Annotated in this window: 18 protein-coding genes; 5 read left to right on the top strand and 13 right to left on the bottom strand. The window is 64.1% G+C overall.

Features of this window, described 5'->3' with window-relative positions; translation table 11 throughout:
* Window positions 1–87: 87 nt before the first annotated feature.
* On the bottom strand, window positions 88–1,803 hold the full coding sequence (gene poxB / locus BCL67_RS07830; protein ID WP_106122888.1) for a ubiquinone-dependent pyruvate dehydrogenase: 1,716 nt from the start codon (window positions 1,801–1,803) through the stop codon (window positions 88–90).
* A 170-nt stretch (window positions 1,804–1,973) separates the two neighbouring features.
* Here poxB and BCL67_RS07835 point away from each other — a divergent pair, with 170 nt between their 5' ends.
* Entirely contained in the window at window positions 1,974–2,606 is a 633-nt protein-coding gene (locus BCL67_RS07835; RefSeq protein ID WP_106122889.1) for an NUDIX domain-containing protein, read from the top strand.
* Between the two features lie 17 nt (window positions 2,607–2,623).
* Here the strand turns inward: BCL67_RS07835 and BCL67_RS07840 are convergent, their stop codons facing one another.
* Window positions 2,624–3,565: a helix-turn-helix transcriptional regulator gene (locus BCL67_RS07840; protein WP_106122890.1), complete on the bottom strand. Its 942-nt coding sequence runs from the start codon at window positions 3,563–3,565 to the stop codon at window positions 2,624–2,626.
* Window positions 3,566–3,675: 110 nt separating this feature from the next.
* On the opposite strand from BCL67_RS07840, the gene BCL67_RS07845 reads away from it, so the two are divergent.
* The 4 genes from BCL67_RS07845 (at window position 3,676) to BCL67_RS07860 (ending at window position 8,074) form a co-directional block, all read left to right on the top strand.
* Window positions 3,676–4,143: a VOC family protein gene (locus BCL67_RS07845; protein WP_106122891.1), complete on the top strand. Its 468-nt coding sequence runs from the start codon at window positions 3,676–3,678 to the stop codon at window positions 4,141–4,143.
* Between the two features lie 183 nt (window positions 4,144–4,326).
* Window positions 4,327–4,719 carry an ArsR/SmtB family transcription factor gene (locus tag BCL67_RS07850; protein ID WP_258174886.1) on the top strand — a complete coding sequence of 131 codons (393 nt, stop codon included), beginning with the start codon at window positions 4,327–4,329 and terminating at the stop codon, window positions 4,717–4,719.
* Window positions 4,716–5,168: an SRPBCC family protein gene (locus tag BCL67_RS07855; RefSeq protein WP_106122892.1), complete on the top strand. Its 453-nt coding sequence runs from the start codon at window positions 4,716–4,718 to the stop codon at window positions 5,166–5,168. The genes BCL67_RS07850 and BCL67_RS07855 overlap by 4 nt, the downstream gene beginning before the upstream one ends.
* A 539-nt stretch (window positions 5,169–5,707) precedes the next feature.
* Window positions 5,708–8,074 carry a HelD family protein gene (locus BCL67_RS07860; RefSeq protein WP_106122893.1) on the top strand — a complete coding sequence of 789 codons (2,367 nt, stop codon included), beginning with the start codon at window positions 5,708–5,710 and terminating at the stop codon, window positions 8,072–8,074.
* A 155-nt stretch (window positions 8,075–8,229) separates the two neighbouring features.
* On the opposite strand, the gene ku is transcribed toward BCL67_RS07860, so the two are convergent.
* From ku to BCL67_RS07915, 11 genes are all read right to left on the bottom strand, one after another.
* Window positions 8,230–9,144: a non-homologous end joining protein Ku gene (gene ku, locus BCL67_RS07865; protein WP_106122894.1), complete on the bottom strand. Its 915-nt coding sequence runs from the start codon at window positions 9,142–9,144 to the stop codon at window positions 8,230–8,232.
* Window positions 9,145–9,204: 60 nt separating this feature from the next.
* Window positions 9,205–10,026 carry an ABC transporter permease gene (locus BCL67_RS07870; RefSeq protein WP_106122895.1) on the bottom strand — a complete coding sequence of 274 codons (822 nt, stop codon included), beginning with the start codon at window positions 10,024–10,026 and terminating at the stop codon, window positions 9,205–9,207.
* A complete protein-coding gene (locus BCL67_RS07875; RefSeq protein ID WP_106122896.1) occupies window positions 10,023–10,862 on the bottom strand; it encodes an ABC transporter ATP-binding protein in 840 nt (279 codons plus the stop codon). Before BCL67_RS07875 ends, BCL67_RS07870 begins: the two co-directional genes overlap by 4 nt.
* On the bottom strand, window positions 10,859–11,260 hold the full coding sequence (locus tag BCL67_RS07880; RefSeq protein ID WP_106122897.1) for a DUF1048 domain-containing protein: 402 nt from the start codon (window positions 11,258–11,260) through the stop codon (window positions 10,859–10,861). Before BCL67_RS07880 ends, BCL67_RS07875 begins: the two co-directional genes overlap by 4 nt.
* 2 nt (window positions 11,261–11,262) lie before the next feature.
* Window positions 11,263–11,592: a PadR family transcriptional regulator gene (locus tag BCL67_RS07885; protein ID WP_106122898.1), complete on the bottom strand. Its 330-nt coding sequence runs from the start codon at window positions 11,590–11,592 to the stop codon at window positions 11,263–11,265.
* A 361-nt stretch (window positions 11,593–11,953) separates the two neighbouring features.
* Window positions 11,954–12,661, bottom strand: coding sequence for a M23 family metallopeptidase (locus BCL67_RS07890; protein ID WP_181255932.1), 708 nt, complete (start codon window positions 12,659–12,661; stop codon window positions 11,954–11,956).
* 158 nt (window positions 12,662–12,819) lie between these two features.
* Window positions 12,820–13,335, bottom strand: coding sequence for an ArsR/SmtB family transcription factor (locus BCL67_RS07895; protein ID WP_106122900.1), 516 nt, complete (start codon window positions 13,333–13,335; stop codon window positions 12,820–12,822).
* 165 nt (window positions 13,336–13,500) lie between these two features.
* Window positions 13,501–13,728: a hypothetical protein gene (locus tag BCL67_RS07900; protein WP_058888562.1), complete on the bottom strand. Its 228-nt coding sequence runs from the start codon at window positions 13,726–13,728 to the stop codon at window positions 13,501–13,503.
* 640 nt (window positions 13,729–14,368) lie between these two features.
* Window positions 14,369–15,235, bottom strand: a complete 867-nt coding sequence (locus BCL67_RS07905) for a serine hydrolase (protein WP_181255934.1) — start codon at window positions 15,233–15,235, stop codon at window positions 14,369–14,371.
* Between the two features lie 28 nt (window positions 15,236–15,263).
* Window positions 15,264–16,142, bottom strand: coding sequence for a serine hydrolase (locus tag BCL67_RS07910; protein ID WP_181255935.1), 879 nt, complete (start codon window positions 16,140–16,142; stop codon window positions 15,264–15,266).
* Window positions 16,143–16,248: 106 nt separating this feature from the next.
* A complete protein-coding gene (locus BCL67_RS07915; protein WP_106122903.1) occupies window positions 16,249–17,073 on the bottom strand; it encodes a variant leucine-rich repeat-containing protein in 825 nt (274 codons plus the stop codon).
* Window positions 17,074–17,504: the final 431 nt, after the last annotated feature.

Consider the following 17,504-nt stretch of genomic DNA (forward strand, 5'->3'; position numbering starts at 1 on the left):
AATCCGTCACCGCCACTGGAGCAACAGACTAAACAGAACCGCCCCGGCGCAACAGGGGCCGGGGCGGTTCTGTGGAAGAGCGCAGAATCAGAACAGCTGGCGGAAGTTCGTCTTCGCGAGGTCGATCAGCTCATCGCCACGGCCGCTGAGCACAGTGCGCACAGCGTAGAGCGTGAACCCTTTTGCCTGCTCAGCGGTGATGTTCGGCGGCATGGAGAGCTCCTGGCGCTCGGTGACCACATCGAGCAGCGCCGGCCCGTCGTGGGCGAGGAACTCCTCGACGGCCGCCGGAAGATCTTCAGATTTCTCTACCCGGATCCCCTTGATATCCATCGCTTCGGCCACTTTGGCGAAGTTGGGATTCTTCAGGTCAGTCGCGTAATTGACGAAGCCGGCGGCCTTCATCTCCACCTCGACGAAGTTCAGCGAGGAGTTGTTGTAGACCACGGTCTTCACCGGCAGCTCGTTCTGCGTGATGGTCAGCAGCTCCCCCATCAGCATCGCCAGACCGCCGTCACCCGCGAGCGCGATCACCTGCTTCTCCGGCTCGGCCATCTGCACACCGATCCCCTGCGAGATCGCGTTCGCCATGGACCCGTGGCTGAACGACCCGATCAGCCGGCGTCGTCCGTTCATCGTCAGATACCGGCAGGCCCAGACCACCGGTGAGCCGACGTCGGGCAGGAAGATCGCGTCGTCGTCGGCTGCGTCGTTGATCAGCTTGGTCAGGTACTGCGGGTGGATCGTCCGCTTGGACGGTGTGGCCAGCGCATCGAGATCCTTGCGGGTCTTGGCGTAGTGCTTCGTCGCCCCGTCCAGGTGCCGCGAGTCCGTGTGCACATCGAGCTTCGGCAGCAGCGCCTCCACGGTGTCCTTGACCGAACCGACCAGCCCCACATCCACCGGGGTGCGCCGTCCGATCTGGGACCCGCGGATATCGACCTGCACCACCTTCGCGTCCTCGGGATAGAACTGCTGATACGGCAGGTCCGAGCCGAGCACCAGCAGCGTCTCGCAGGCCGCCATCGCCCGGTATCCGGAGGAGAAGCCGAGCAGCCCGGTCATGCCGACGTCGTAGGGGTTGTCCCACTCCACGTGCTCCTTGCCCCGCAGCGCGTGCACGATCGGCGCCTGCAGCCGCTCGGCGATCGCCAGCAGCTCCGGGTGAGCCCCGGCAGTGCCGGCACCGGCGAGGATCGTCACGCGCTCACAGGTGTTGAGCAGCTCCGCGGCCCGGTCCAGGTCGGTATCACCGGGAATGACCCGGGACTGCATCGGGCGGATGGTCTCCGCCTCGGCCTGAACGTCGGCGAGCGCCACATCCCCGGGGATCACCAGCACCGCGACGCCGCGCTTCTCGATGGCTTCGCGCATGGCGACCCGCAGCAGCCGCGGCATCTGGTCCGCGTGGGAGACATGCTCCACGTAGACGCTGCACTCACGGAAGAGCTCCTGGGGGTGGGTCTCCTGGAAGTAGGTGGACCCGATCTCCTCGCTGGGGATGTGCGCGGCGATCGCGAGCACCGGGGTGCGCGAGCGCTGCGCGTCGAACAGCCCGTTGATCAGGTGCAGGTTGCCCGGTCCGCAGCTTCCCGCGCAGACCGCGATCTCCCCGGTGATCTGGGACTCCGCGCTGGCGGCGAAGGCGGCGGCCTCCTCATGCCGGGTCGGGACCCACTCGATGGTCCCCGCGGCGCGCAGCGCATCGGTCAGGCCGTTGAGCGAATCTCCGGAGATTCCGTAGATCCGCTGGACTCCGCTGGCGTGCAAGGTATCAACAATGTTCCGTGCGACTGTCGGCATAGCAGTCCTTCCCTTCAGGGTCGCCGCCGCCTGCGCACAGGCCACGGCGCGTATGACGGCAGTCTAGGACTCTGCGAGGCGCTCGCCTATGGGACGGGTCACGCCGAGGACGACGGCGGCGCCGCTTCCAGCTCCGCAGCCAGCGCCCGGACCCCACGTAGGCTGACCCCATGCCGATCCATGACTCCCCTGCTGAGCACCCCATCCTCGAGGCCAGGTCCCTGCAGTCGACGCCGATCTATGACCTGGTCGAAGAGACCTTCAGCTTCGGCAACGACGGCCAGACGCTGACCCGCGCGTTCCTGAAGCACCTCAGCGCTGTGGCCGTCCTCGCGATCGACGAGCACGACCAGGTGCTGCTGATCCGGCAGTACCGGCACCCGCTGCGGCAGAACATGTGGGAGATCCCGGCCGGACTGCTCGACGCCGAGGGTGAGCCGATGCTCGACGCCGCCGCGCGGGAGCTCCACGAGGAAGCCGACATCAGCGCCGAGACCTGGCACACCCTGGCGGACTTCCACACCAGCCCCGGCGCCTCCAATGAGGCCATCCGGATCTACCTCGCCTCCGGCATCACCGAGACCCCGGAGCATGATCAGCATGCTCGACAGGGTGAGGAGGCCGAGATCCAGAAGGCCTGGGTGCCGCTGACTGACGCGGTACAGGCGGTGCTCACCGGTCAGATCCACAACCCCAGCGCGGTGACCGGCATCCTCGCGCTGCACGCGATCCGGACCGGTGCCGGGCAGCTGCGTGAAGCGCGTGCACCCTGGGCTGATCACCCGCGGGGCATCGCCCCCTAGAACGTCGACGCAGCGCCTCACCCTCGCGGGATGCCACCTGCGAGTTGACTCGCGAAGGTCGTTGCCCCTTCGGAGAGCTCCTCCGGGCCGAGGATCGTGAAGGGCGCATCAAAACGGGCGATCAGCGCGACCACTCCCGGCCAGGACCAGGAACCGAGGGTGAGACGACATGAGGTCGCCGTAAGCTCCTCAATCTGCCCATCGCCGACCCAGTGCGCCAGCTCGCTGACAGGTCGTTCGACGACGACCTCGCCGATACACGGCCACCGGTCCTCACCGCTGGATCCCTTGAATCGGGCCGAGAGGAAGGCGGATGCGTCTTCAGCAGGCAGCGACCGCGGGGTGAACAGCGGGCCCGCCGGGACGCGAGGGGTCATCCGGTCCACCCGATAGATCCGCCAGTCGTCCCGGACGAGGTCCCACCCGATGAGGTACCAGAGGCCGTGTCGAGCCACCAGGGCATGTGGCTCCGTCTGGCGCGGCACGCTCTCCCGGTAGTCGAAGCGCAGCACTCGGTGTTCCCTCACCGCCGCGCTGACTGACTCCAGCACGGTGGGGTCCAATGGACTCGCCGCGCGGGGCACTGAGAAGCGGATGCCGTCGACTCGATGGCGCAGTCGCGAAGGCATCACCTGCCTCACCGTCGCCAGTGCCCGATCGGCTGCCTCCTCGATGTCCACCCCCGAACCCGCGGCGCTCTGCAGGGCCACCGCGATCGCCACGGCCTGATCGTCGTCGAATCGCAGCGGCGGCAGTTCAGACCCCGGTACCAGTCGGTACCCTCCGTCGGGCCCCTTGTACGCCTTGATCTCGTAGCCGAGTTCACGCAGCCGCTCGACGTCGCGGCGCACCGTTCGCGACGAGACCTCCAGACGCTCGGCGAGCAGCTGACCTGACCAGTCGCGCCGGGCCTGCAGCAGCGAGAGCAACGTCAGCCTCCGGGAAGTACTGCCTGTCATGCGATCGATTATCCACCGAGTAGAGGACACAAACTGACCTTTACTGGTGTGATTCTGGGCCTCAGACGGACGACCTGTTCGTCCAAGAGCATGAAGGAAGGGACCATTCCATGAGCATCCAGACCACGCCCCACCTGAACTTCCGCGGCACCGCACGCACGGCCTTGGAGTTCTATCAGAGCATCTTCGGCGGCCACCTCACCGTGGTCACCTACGGCAGCCTCGGCATGCCGCAGGACGCCCCGGGAGCAGACAAAGTCGTCTTCGGTCAGCTCGAGAGTGCACCTGGTTTCCGCGTGATGGCCTATGACATCCCCGGCGAAGATTCCCCCGAGATCGACCACACCGCGGGATCAACCCGTCGCGAGAACGGGATCACGATCACCGACCGATCCTTCTTCCTCAGCGTTCGGGGCGAGACCTTGGAGGAAGTCACCTCGTGCTGGGAGCGGCTCGCTGCCGACGCGGTCATCGTCGAGCCGCTCGCCGCCTCCGCGTGGACACTGGGGTTCGGAATGCTGACCGATCGATTTGGTGTGACCTGGGTGATCGACGTCGCGACACCGACCGCTGGGTGAACCGTCGCTGCAAGCCCGGATGGGGCACGGTCTTGGTGCCGGGGCCCCATCCGGGCACGTGGATGAGCGGCTCGGACGCGGGCTCGAACGGTGGGCAGAGAACCCTTGACCGCTTCTCGCCAGAGTCCTAGCGTGTAAGCAACTCCTTACGCATTGGAGGTGCTCTTGCCACCCAAGGACCCGTTGAGCGTCACCTTCAGCGCCCTGGCCGATCCCACCCGCCGGGACATCCTGAACAGGCTCCGACGTCAGCCGCTCACCGTGAGCGATCTCGCCCAGCACTACCCGATGAGCCGCGCCGCGGTCTCCCAGCACCTCTCGGTCCTGGAACGCGCCGAGCTGGTGCGCCGCAACCGACGCGGGCAGTGGATCGACTGCTCCATCACCCCGGCATCGCTGGATGAGGCCGCCCAGTGGATCGAACAGCAGCGCGCCGCATGGAACGAGCGGCTGGATCGCCTCCAGGACTACCTCAGCGCCGCGCACCCACCCGCGAATGCACCTTCAGAACCAGCCGAAGACCCACCCACCAACCCACCCCCAGAAACATCGTCACAGGAAGGCGAAGAACAATGAGCGACACCACCACCACAGGATTCACCCTGGTCAGGACGTTCCCGGCGACTCCGGAGCAGATCTGGTCCGCGTGGACGAACCCCGATGAAATCGCGCAGTGGTTCCACCCAGAGGGTCTCTCGACCCCGCGCGATTCAGTCCACATGGACCTCCGTGTGGGCGGTCGCTACACCTACACGATGGTCAATGAGGCTGACGGCGACGAATACCCCACCGGCGGCGTCTACCGCGAGGTCTCACCCTTCGAACGCCTGGTCTTCACCTGGGACGACCCGGGCAGCGATCCCCAAGGATCTCCACTGATCACGGTGACGCTGACCCCCACCGCGGACGGCACGGAACTGACCTTCGAACTGCGCGGAGCTGAAGGCGCACGGGGGGACGACGGCATCTACGACGGCTGGGACAGCGCGCTCAACGTGCTGGAGGGGCACCTCAGCAAGGGCTGAACGACGACCGGTGCTATCTAGAATCGGGCTCGGCCCACGCAGAACTAGCAGAACCTCTCGAACGGCATTCGCGCTGTGCGGAAGCGCCTACCAGCAACTCATGATGGCAGGCTCACCGTTGCGATACTCAGAGATGAATTTATCGACCGACGCGAGCCAATCGATGTGCGAGCCAGCCTGGACAGCACTTTCGATGGTTGCCCTCTTGGGGTAAGCCGTCCAGACGCCAGGCTCAAGAGCCACATGGGTCGCGCCGACGCCAGGGTCTGAAGACACCACAACGGACTTGTCTTGCCCTGGATCGGATCAACGACCCCTCGAACAACTATCCGACGAGTCTGATGCATAGTCTCTTGACCGAAGGCGATCTTCCCAATACCTGCTGAGACTCCGACTAACCAAGTGCACAATTTAACGCGACAATCGACTTCGTTATGATCCGATCCCTGGACATTCCACGAATGCAACTCACCATGTCAGTGTCACCTCTTAGAATGAGCCCGGTCACACCGATAGACACCGATTAGAGGGATCGCAATATGGCTGTTGGAAAAAATGTCGAGGATATCCAGTTAGAACAGGACTACTTCGACAATGCGATGGACGTCCACCGAGCCAAAATCGAGCATCGAGATGGAAGCTACGGTTCTGTCGCCACTGCCGCCGATCGGAGGGCACTCAAGACCGGGTACGACAAGCTCACCCCACTCGGAGAGGATTCGGCTGTCGCGTTCGCGCGAATGACCCTCGAGGACGGACGCACGCACTACATCGGCAACACCCTGATCAGTGACAACCAAGAGATCCTTGTGATCAATTGGCGCACAAGAGTTGCGAGCAGATACTACGAGTCATCTCCCGAAGATCCCATGAGCGTCAGCTGGAAGCGCGCGTTCGATACTCGGGGAAACAGAATCGAGTCACTTCAAGACACGCTTCTCGCTGAACTCAGGGAGAAGATCGAGAAGCTTCCTGGCAAGGTGCACGTCGACGACGCGTTGTTGAACAGCCTGTCCTCCTCCCGCGACGGGACCATGCGCGACATTGTCAGGACAATTCAAGCAGCACAGAACAAAATCCTCCGCACCGATAAGGACACGCTTCTCGTCGTTCAGGGCGGCCCCGGTACAGGCAAGACCGCCGTCGCACTCCATCGAGCCTCTTGGCTGCTCTACCAGTACCAGGACTCACTCCGTCCAGAAGAACTCATGGTCGTTGGTCCCAACCCGGCCTTTACGAAGTACATCAAGGACGTGCTTCCGGGCCTCGGCGATCAGCACGTCGTGCAAACATCGATTCAGCAGATGCTTCAGCGGGACTTGAAAGTTCGCGGCATAGAGACGGACTACGTCGCCCGCCTCAAAGGCTCCGCAGAAATGGCAGACGTGATCGCCGAAGGACTTAATGACCGCATCAAACGGCCCACCGGACCACTCCGCATTCGACGGCGCAATTCGGCATCCACCATCAACCTTCTCCCCGAGACTGTGACGGAGGATATTGAGTCCCTGCGCGGTGAGTACTACGGCATCGGTCGCGAGAAGCTCAAGGAACGAATCATTGAACACTGTGCAGCCGAGCTGGCAGGTGTCAGAGGCGACGCCGCTCTCATTGTCGATCCCCGCTCTGTGGACTCTGAGGTCAACAAGCTCTGGCCGCAGCTTTCAGCCACTCAGTACGTTCGAGAACTGTTTGGATCCAAGATTCGGCTGACGAGTGCTGGAGGAAAACACCTTGACGCATCCTCCATTGAAGCGCTTTACCGACCTGTGGCGGAAAGAATATCGGACGAACCATGGACCGTGGCAGACCTCGGTCTGATCGATGAAGCCGCCTCGAACATCAACCCCCGCCAAGACGAATGGGAGCACATCGTCGTGGATGAGGCGCAGGACCTTTCTCCCATGCAGATCTTTGCCCTTCGACGGCGCTCGAAGAATGGGTCAATGACACTGGTCGGTGACATCGCGCAGTCAACTGGGCCCTTCGCACGGAACAGCTGGAGCGACATCATCGATGGCATCCGCATGAATGCCCCCGTTCACGAGGCCACCCTCGAACACGGGTACAGAGTCCCACGGGAGGTCTATGCGATCGCACAGGAGCTACTCCCTCAGGCGGCCCCCGACATCAAGGCACCAACGATCGTTCGTGAAGCACAGGCGGAACCGGAACTCTTCGTCGTGGCCCACACGCAAGTTGCCAACGAGGTCGCACAAGTGGCCAGTCACCACAGTGCCAAGGGCAGGTTCGTGGGTGTCATTGCTCCTGCCGAGCAGTGGGACGCCATCACTGCGGCATTCGACGGACTGGAGCTCCAATGGACCGATTCATCGACCGGCGGATTGGGGAGATCTATAAACCTCGTCACGCCAGAGTCGTCCAAGGGGCTGGAGTTCGATGCGGTTGTCGTCGTGGCACCACAAACGATTTTGGAGCAAGACAATGGGGCCCGTCTGCTGTACATCGCCCTGACTCGCACGACCAGTCGACTGGATGTGATCGCTCCTTCCGGCGAGATTCCCGCAATCATCGGGGACGCCTTCAAGCACGTCACTGTCATCGATGAGCCGGAGCTGGAAGAGTACGAAGACGTTGAGGAAACGGAACCCGATCCCGGGTTTGGAGGCCTTGATGACGAATTGACCATCACTGCCTCATCCCGTGCTTCAACCCCCTCACCGACCCCTGCGGATATTCAAGCGCAAATGAACTTCGGTAAGCCATTCCCACGGTCGAGATCTCAGGCCACCAACGAAAGCCTGGAAACCGAGAGCATCGAACTGAACAAATGGGAAGAAGATCTGGTAGAGCGCAATGCGGGCTATCTGCTTGAGACGCTCCAGGGCTTCTATCAGCTCAGACTGCAACGCAGAATTGTGGAGGAAGTTCTAAAACGGCTATAACCACCGGCACGCAAATATGCCCCACCTGCGCTAGCAACAGGTGGGGCATAATGCACCTCTAGGGAGAGATGATTACAACGTACCATACGTAATTAATGCTACGTCGCCGCGCCAAGTAGCGCCAAGCGATCATTCTGGTTCGATAGAGATATCACCTAACTGGCCTTCTTCTTCTCACCTGAACCTTTATCGCTGGAATCACCCTTCGAGGCACCCGACTGCTTCTTCGATCCTCCACCCTTCGATGACCCCTTCGACCCGGACTCCCCCGCGCCCTTGCCCGAACTCTTCCGCCGCGAATCTACCGACTGCTTCAGCGCCTCCATGAGGTCGATGACGTTGCCGTCGCCGTCGTCCTCGTCTTCGAGATTCCCGAAGGTCGCGTCGGTGTCGATGTCCTCGCCGTGGGCGAGCTTCTCCTCCACCAGGGTGTGCAGCTGGTCCTGGTATTCGTCCTTGAACCGCTCCGGGTCGAAGTCCTCGGCGTAGGAGTCCACCAGCGAGGTGGCCATCTCCTGTTCCTTCTTGGTCAGCCGCGACTTCGGTACCTCGAACTCGGGTTCGCGCAGCTCATCGGCCCAGCGCAGCCCCTGCAGCACGATCACGTCGTTGCGGACTCGCAGCACGCCGAGCCGGGTCTTGCTGCGCAGCGTGAACGTCACGATCGCGACCCGGGAGGACTCCTCCAGGGTCTTGCGCAGCAGCACGTAGGCCTTCGCGGACTTGCCCGAGGGCTCCAGGTAGTAGGACTTGTCCAGCACCATGGAGTCGATCTGCTCCTCGGGCACGAACTGCTCCACCGCGATCTCCTTGGAGTCATCTGCGGGCAGCTCGCCGAGCTCCTGCTTGGTCAGGATCACCGAGGACTCCCCAGAGTCATAGGCCTTGTCGATGTCCTTGTAGTCGACCTTCTCGCCGCAGACCTCGCAGTGGCGCTCGTAGCGGATCCGGCCGCCGTCGTCCTCATGGACCTGATGCAGAGACAGATCATGGCTCTGCGTGGCCGAATACAGCTTGATCGGCACCGTCACCAACCCGAAAGACACTTCGCCAGACCAGATCGCCCGCATGGGTCACTCCTGTAGTTGATCGTGAACACCCGTAGCCCCATGACATCACAGCCACCTGGGTCACGGCGGACAAGACAGCCGACGACGACGGCGCGGGCTCGGCTGGGAGACGCGGCGGCGGTAGCTGAGCTGGGCCAGCAGGTAGGCCGCGATGAGCAGGCCGGTGCACCAGGCGAGGGCGATCCAGATCTCGGAGCCGACAGGCTGCTGGGCGAGCAGGTCGCGGATCGTGTTCACGATCGGAGTCACCGGCTGGTGCTCGGCGAAGGCCCGCACCGGGCCCGGCATGGTCTCGGTCGGGACGAAGGCAGAACTGATCAGCGGCAGGAAGATCAGCGGATAGGCGAAGGCCCCGTCCACGGTCTTCGCCGAGAGACCGGCGATCACCGCGATCCAGGTCAGCGCCAGGGTGAAGAGGATCAGGATCCCGGCCACGGCGAGCCAGGCCAGCAGCCCGGCTCCGGAGCGGAACCCCATGATCAGTGGCACCGCGACCACGATCACCAATGAGATCAGGTTCGCGATCACCGAGGTCAGCACGTGGCCCCAGAGCACCGAGGATCGGGCGATCGGCATCGACTGGAAGCGCTCGAAGATGCCGCCCTGCATGTCCATGAACAGCCGATAGGAGGTGTAGGCGACGCCCGAGGCGATGGTGATCAGCAGGATCCCGGGGAGCAGGTAGTTCACGTATGGTCCGGTGGCGGCGTCGGTGCCGGTCGCGATCCCGGTCTCGATGGCGCCGCCGAAGACGTAGACGAAGAGCAGCATGAACGCGATCGGCATCACCGCGGTGGTGATGATCGTGTCGGGGCTGCGCAGGATATGGCGCAGGGATCGTCCGGTGAGCGTGACGGTGTCGCCGGTCAGCTGGGCGGTCATGGCAGGTCCTTGGGGTGCGTGCCGTCGGGGTGGGCGCCTTCTGCGTCGGCGCCGTCGATCGTAGGGTCTCCGTTCTTACCGACCAGGGCCAGGAAGACGTCCTCCAGCGCGGGCTGCTTCTCCACGTACTGAACCTCGGTCGGTGGGAGCAGCCGCTTGAGTTCGGCGAGGGTGCCTTCGACGAGGATCCGCCCGCCGTGCAGGATCGCGATCCGGTCGGCGAGCTGTTCGGCCTCTTCAAGCTGCTGCGTGGTCAGCAGCACCGTGGTGCCGGCGGCGGCGAGCGTCCGCACGGTCTGCCAGACCTCCAGCCGGGCCTCGGGATCCAGGCCGGTGGTGGGCTCGTCGAGGAAGATCACCGGCGGATCCCCGATCAGGCTCATCGCGATGTCCAGCCGGCGGCGCATGCCGCCGGAGTAGGTGGCCACCCGGCGTCCCCCGGCTTCGGTGAGGTCGAAGCGTTCCAGGAGTTCATCCGCAATGGCTTTCGGGTGCTTGAGATGCCGGAGCTTGGCGACGAGCACCAGGTTCTCTCGGCCGGTGAGGACCTCATCGACGGCGGCGAACTGACCGGTCAGGCTGATCGATTCGCGCACCTGTGCGGACTGGGTCGCGGTGTCGAAACCGTTGACCGTGGCGGTGCCGGCATCGGGTGCCAGCAGGGTCGAGAGCGCCTTGATCACAGTGGTCTTGCCGGCGCCATTGGAGCCCAGCATCGCGAAGATGCTGCCACGGGTGACCTCGAAGTCCACTCCGCGCAGCACGTGCAGGTCCTTGAAGGACTTCTCGAGCCCCTGGACGCGGATGGTCGGCGTGGAGGCCGTCTCGATGCTCATGATCCGTTCGCCCGACCCTCCTGCGAGGCTTCGGCGGCGGCTTCCGTCTCGGCGCGCTCGATGGCGGCCACCAGGCGTGCCCGCTCCTTGTTGATCCATTGACCGTCGGAGTAGTTCGCCAGGAAGGTCTCGGCGAACTCCACCGGATCCTCCCCCACCACCGCGCTGACGGGCGTGCCGTCGGCGGCGCTCTGCTCGAAGAGGTCTACGAGGTCCTCCAGCATCTGGACCAGGACCTCGCCGGTGGCGATCGCCCCGGCATACATCAGGTACCGCTCCACCGCTTCGATGGCGGTGCGGTAGCTGCCCGGGAGCTGTTCGCGGCGGGCCTTGTACTGCCGGTAACGTTTCTTGTCCTCCAGCGATCCGGTGACCTTCTCGATCCAACGTGCTGCCATGTCTACTTCTCCCCTTTGCGGAGCTGTTCAAGACGTTCTGCCAGGAAGCTCCAGGTCCTCCAGAACTCGTCGAGGTATTCGCGGCCCTGCGCGTTGATGGAGTACACCTTGCGCGGCGGACCCTTCGCGGAGGGGACCTTCTCCACGTCCACGAGGCGGCGTTGTTCGATCCTCACGAGCAGCGCGTACACGGTGCCCTCGGCGATGTCGGTGAAACCCTGGTCGCGCAGCCAGGCGGTGATCTCGTAGCCGTAGGCCGCGCGGTCGGCCAGGAGCGCGAGGACGATGCCCTCGAGAGTGCCTTTGAGCATCTCCGTCGCCTGCTTTCCCATGACACCCCTTCGCGCTACTCAGTGATGTTGACTACCAGTACAAAGTAACTCTGAGTAGTGGGGTCCGCAACGGTTGACGCGTTCGGGAATCACGATCGACGGGCGGGTCGATCGGGGCGGCGGGCGCGGTGGGGTGGCCATCGATGTTGGCGGACGCCGTGGGCACACCCGCGGGGGCATCCATGGGGCATCCCTGCAGATCAGCCTCGTCGAAGGCATCAGCTAGCGACTTCAACCTCTGGCAGACGCATCCGCTTGCCGGAGTGGACACCGCCGCTCGTCCGCGCGACTCACCCCGCGTGAATCACCGGGACGGACGGCGGTGTTTCCACCTGTGCTGGTCCTGGCTCGAGGTTCGGCGTCAGGCGTGGAAGATATCCCCATTGCGCGGCATCGTGCGGATCGCGTTCGGCGCAGGGTCCTTCACGACCTCCGCCAGGGAGGGTTCGATCCCCCCGGACTCGGCGATGTTGTCCCAGGTCATCGTCAATCCAGCCGCTGCGTGGGGGTTGACCCGATCCATGAGGTGCACGTGCAGGTGCGGCTCCGAGGAGTTTCCACTGTTGCCGATCTCGCCGAGCTGCTTACCCGCGCTCACGCGCTGCCCGACCTCCACGAGCAGACTCCCCTTCCGCAGGTGGGCATACGCAGCGACCGCGCCATCGTCATGCTCCACGAGCACGTGGTTCCCGAAGAGCGAGCCGGGTGCACCGAGCGATCGAATGATGCCCTCGAGGGTCATGAGATAAGCCAGGCCCTGCCAGGTGTTCCGGGCCCGGTGGTCGGCAGCCCGCGACTTCGTGCGGACGACGACGCCGTCGGCCATTGCATACACGGGCTCACCGAAACTTAGGTACTCCTGTGGCTTGGAGTTCCGCCATGCACGCCGGACCTTCGCGGGGGTCTCAGGTGTCGAGGGCAGCAGGATATCGACCGCCGAGTATTGCCCGAGGAATCGCGTCCCATGGCTCGGCAGCTGCTGACCCGGTGTGTTCAGCGCAGCCCAGCGGCCCCGCACCGGGGCCGACATCACGTGAGTTTCATGCTCAGGGGTCTTCGGATTGATCATGTACAGGACTCCGCTCAAGAAGAGCGCAGCGGAGAGCACCAGGGGCGGCACCGCGTCCAGAAGAGGATGTGCGAGCCGTGAGTGCAGGCTGATGAGGGCGATGCTGACGAACGCGGTGACGAGCCAGAGTGGACGAAGGCCCGAGATCCGGCGCCGCATCAGCGGTCAACTCCCAGCAGGATCACCAGCAGCGGCACGATTTTCGCTGGCGGCACCTCGTAGCGGCCCGAGCCCAGCGTGGTGACCCATCCGGCAGCGACGAGCTGCCGAAGGTGGTGGTAGACCTGCCCGGTGGTGCCGAAGTCGCCGGCGTCGCGGATCTCCTCGACGGTAGAGGCGTCCGTGAGCAGACGCTGGATCAGCTGCAGACGGACCGGGTGCGCCAGGGCGGAGAGCGACTCCGCTCGCGAGGCGAAGTCGGTCGCGAACATCTCCTGCACCGAGCCCTGCATCTGCCAGTGCGCGTGATGCCCCTTCGGCACCGTGACGGCACCGGTCATCAGCACGGCTCCGGACGAATCGGCAGTGCGCTGCTTGAGCCCTTCCAATGCCCAGAAGATCTCGTCCTGATCAGCGGCCGACGTCGGCGGCTGCGGTGACTCCAGGGCGGCAAGTCTGGCTTCCACCTGGTCGAAGCGGGTCGTCAGGTCTCGGAGGGCAGCGTCGTCAGTCATGACCACAACGTATCGGGATATCGTAATTACGTAAAGACTAGAATAGAACGTGAATCCGTGACGGGGTTAGGGCGTCGCCGCGACATACCTCGAGGAGCGGAAAGTCCATCCACACAGAGGGGTGCTGCCGACGATCGACAGCACCCCGCTCAGGAAACCTCAGATTCAGCGCTTCTTGCCCTTGTTCTCGTACTGCGAGAGCGCCAGGCCCAGACCGAAGAAGGTGGGGGCCCAGTGGCCCACGAAGATGCCCCAGCGGTCGGCCTGTGGCTTGGAATCGTCCTTCTTGAAGCGGGAGACGGTCCAGCTCCCGAAGGACAGTCCCACCGAGACCAGTGCAGCGTTGTAGGCGTGCTCGGAACGGAGGCCGAGGTTATGCAGTGTCGTCAGCATGTGACTCCTTACAAAGATTCGCTGTCAGTACCCTTAAGAACTTGGCACGTGACCCCAACCTATGAGCGTTGCCTGGTGACTTCATGGTGATTGCCCTGGCAGACGCTCCGTACTCCCCGCCGGTCCGGGACCCCGGGGTCGACAATTTGTGGAAACTGCTGGCGCGCCGATCGCTGTCGAAGCCGATCGGCCTCGTCGATCTCGATCACCGAATCCAGATACAACCGGGTCAGAAATCCGCTGGCGCGGTTCACGATGATCAGCACCACGGGAGGTATCGGGCGTCTCGACCCGCTGTGCCACGCTGGTGATATCGAAGGCGTTCGTCGGTTCATCGAGTGTCAGCAGCTGCGATGGCGGGGCCGTCAGCAGCAGCCGCTGCGGAGGGCTTGGTCCGGGACGTTCGGGACACTCACGGATCAGAGTGTGAGATCGGCGCCGGGGATCGGAGTCGGGCCTGAGGGTCGAAGGCCAGCGATCGCAGAAGGCTGGAATGAGAAGCTGCCGACGCGGAGACGCGCTCTGGCCGGCGGCCACCGAACGTCAGGTGGCTGGGCGTTGTCGATGGCGATATCCATGATCCGGAGATGGTAGTCAGCTCACCGCGAGTGCCTCAGCTGGTCGCGGATCTTGGCAGGAGTCAGTCTCGGGTCCAGTGGTACGCCGTTAAGCCCAGCGTGCCCAGGACGGCAGAGACGTCCCGTGGAGAGAGCACACCAGCCGACGACGGCGGCAGGTGGGCCGCCACGTGGACCCACTCCCCTCCCTGGTTCGGCAGGGACAGCGCGGAGCTGTAGCCGCGCTGCGCGCCTGCCGCGGTGAGCTCCCAGCCGGACAGGGTCTGATGCGGGACTCGTTTCGGTCCAAAGCCCGGGAGGGCCGAGGCCAGGCCGGCGGGTTCGAAGACCTTGCCCATCCAGGCATGGACCCGGTGGCGGGTCTCGGAAGAGACGACTGGGGGCTCGGCCGGGCGACCCTCGGGGTGGTCGGCGGTGCCGAGGGCGCGCAACAGATGAAGGGTCGCGGCGGGGGTGGTGGTGCCGATGAGCCCCTCGCCCCACGACTCATCACGTTCCAACCCGGAGAGCTGCACCGCATGCAGTCCCAGCGAGGCGATAAGGCTCTGTGCTTCGGCGAGCAGGTCGACTCCCTCAGCGGCGGCGAAGTCCAACAGCGCAAGGACGCAGGCGCCGTCACCGGTGGAGAGGACCAGGTTCACCGCGTCATCCACGCTGAGCGTCAGCTCCCCGGTCATCAGGCGCAGCGTGCCCGTGCGGGCTCCGGCGCGATGCTCCGCGGTGACGGTGATCGGACGCTCCAGAAGGCCCTCGTCGCCCTCACCCAGGTGGGCCAGGGTCAGGCCGAGCAGCAGCTTGCCCGTCCCGGCGAGGTCATGCGGCTCATCAGCATGGGATGCGGTAACCACCCCGGTAGAGCCCGCAGACCCGGTTTCCCCAGCCGATCCGGCGGCGCCCACGGCGAAACGCAGCTCAGGATAGGCAGACACGCATTCCTCAAGACGCAACATCTTCAGCTCAGCGACCACGGGCCCACTCCTCGACTGCCAGTCCCAGCTCGGCGAACAGATCAAAGACCGCGACTCGCCCGGGAACCCCGGAGGGCAGCGCGGTGGGGATGTTCTCGGCATAGGCGGCGACCGCGGCCAGCGGTGCACCCGAGGTCGCGAGTGCGAGTCCGACCTGGGAGAGGCTGCGCAGTCCGCGCCCGTTCTTCTCCGCGAACCGGATCTGGGTGCAGGCGACGCCCAGTGCGGGGGTGAAGAGTCCGAGCATCGCGTCCCGCGCGAACTCGCACAGCTCCTTCGAGAGCAACAGCTGCGCGGCGGCGCCTTCGTCGATGCACCCGCGGCCCAGCTGCTCCAGCAGGTGGGACTGATCCCGCGCCGTCGTCGTGGTGAGGGTGTCCAGGGAGTGGCTCCAGGTGAGATCGCCGGTGCGGGGGAAGATCTCGCGGTGCAGGGTGGCGTGGAGACCCATCCAGGCGCAGTAGTCGTTGACCCATTGCAGCGGGTCGGGACGGACCGAGCCGATCGCGGCGAAGACCAGCTGGGTGCAGATGTTGTCCGAGGTGCTCATCATCTGCAGCAGCGAGTCGCGCAGGCTCAGCGAGATCCCGGCGGAGAGACTGCGCATGATTCCGGCCTGGACGCCGTCCTTCATCTCCTCGGTGATGATCGAGCGGTCCTCCAGGCTGAGCTCCCCGGTCTCGACCAGCGCCAGGCAGGCTAGGAGCACGCTGACCTTGCGGGTGCTGAAGGAGGCGACGGCACGGGTGGAGTCCTGACCGATGACTTCACCGGTGCCGATCGCGCGGATCTCCCAGGACAGCGCGAAGGGCTGGTCCGCGGCGAGACGCGTGACCGCGGCTTCGAGGTGCTGCCATGACTGCTCCACAAGACTCCTCATCCGGGTGTGCTCAACGCCCCCAGCATAATGGCGGCCCTTGACCCAAGGACTCAGAGAGTCTCGGCTCAGGGGTCGCTAGCCTGCGATGTGTGGCTCAGTACTGCGCGACCGCCGGTGGGGTGACGTTCTTCCTCGCGGGCAGCAACGTGACCACGGCTGCCGCAATCAGCGCAACTCCCAGGAGGGCAAGGAGGACGATGCCAGCACCGAGCGACACCATCGGTTCGTTGCCCAGTGCAGCCATCGTGCCAAAGCCATTGATCGCGCTGAGCAGGCCAACCAGGATGGCCAGCACTGCGGCCGTGATACGGACCCAGGTCACACGGAGCAGGACCGCTGCCACTCCAGCCAGGATCACCAGGATGAAGCCAGTGAGCATGATGGCTCCCTCGCCGCTGGGGGCCTCGCCATGGAAGTAGTTGAAGCTCTCATTAAAGCCGAATACTGACACTGAGGCGATGGGCAGAAACAGGGCGATGGTCCCAAAGAATGCCAGCACCACCAGCGCGATCTGGACCCAGAGTCGCCACACCGGCTGTGGCGCGGCGCCTGGCTTGGCGCTGTGGTCGCCGATTCTCTGGTTCGTCGTCTGGGCAGCCTTCCTGGTCGCGGGAAGCACCGTCTCACTGAAGTACCCTCTTGCGCCAGCAGCGAATGCCTTCGCCCCTGTTGACATCTGTTGGGCGTGCGGATTGGGCTCGCGCTGTGGCTGCGCTTCGATGTGAGTCGGAATTGTCTGGGGCTGCTCGCCACGTCGCTGGCTGATGTAATTCGCCAATTCCGGGTAACAATTCGGATGGTAAAGCACCGCGTCCCAGAGGTCTGGGCGAGAGTAAGCGATGTGGCGGAGAACGTCTGTGTGGAGGGACGGGTCCCTGAGTTCTTCGGCGTGGTAGCTCGCTGGGTCGCGCTGCGTCATATCTCGTTCTTTCTGTTGCCTCTTAGTGATGCACTCTGCCGGGACATATCGCCATGAGAAGCCGTGGCAAACATTGATTCTTAATATATATCAGGCTCGCTACATTTCTATGTCAGGAAAATGGGAGAACCACTGCTCAGCAGGACCTGACGCGTCGCCCTCGGGCGGCGTTGAACGTCATCGGCGGGACACCGCCGGGCCCGTGACGTCAAGAAGACTGGCCAGGCTTACGGGTCCGAGCGCTTGTTCAGCTGGGCGCACCTTCATGTTGGTCTGCCGTCTCTTCTAACCCCTCAAGCCACCGTGTCAATGCTACTCAGATGGCCTGGCAATCCATCGTGGTAGCGTCAAGATCAGTCATTGAGCGGGTATTCTGATCACCCATTTCGTCTCGTGGCATCCTCGAGATGTCGCGTCGTCGCCGGTGCGCG

The organism is Nesterenkonia sandarakina, assembly GCF_003003175.1.
In the GTDB taxonomy this organism is placed as follows: domain Bacteria; phylum Actinomycetota; class Actinomycetes; order Actinomycetales; family Micrococcaceae; genus Nesterenkonia; species Nesterenkonia sandarakina_A.